General features: G+C 53.5%; 1 protein-coding gene. It reads right to left on the bottom strand.

Translation table 11 applies throughout. From position 1 onward, the window contains the following. Positions 1–199, bottom strand: a 199-nt coding sequence (locus AC1RPG_RS08410) for a hypothetical protein (protein WP_481762534.1), incomplete at its 3' end; no start/stop codon positions are given. Between the last annotated feature and the right edge of the window lie 169 nt (positions 200–368).

The raw sequence follows: 368 nt of genomic DNA, 5'->3' as shown, positions 1-368 counted from the left end.
GCATCGGCACGTAACCTCCCGGAGATGCGTAGTACGTCTGACTGATTTCTATACGTGTTTCTGGTTGGGGCTCTAGGGCCCAAAAGCAAGCAACCCCCAGAAGTGCGGCCATCGCCCAAGGCGAGGCCCTTGTAATCCAACGATCAATCACTTGCCCGATGCTGCTAATTTTTGGACCATCTTGTACGAGCGTATTCACGTGTGCCTCCTACCGTTTATCCTTGACCGCCCGGTGTCGGGTTGTTCGATTCGGTTGTGGTGTCGTCAATATGTATTCCCATACGCTCGGCCTGTTTTGTGTAGAAACTTTCGAACACGGCAATTGCTCGTGTCCCCATGAGACCAGCCGTCGCAATCAAGATCGCGGC

Source organism: Dellaglioa sp. CoH-57-MRSF-18 (genome assembly GCF_056781995.1).
Note: the sequence above shows the minus strand (reverse complement) of the source record. Positions and strands in the feature narration are given on the sequence as shown.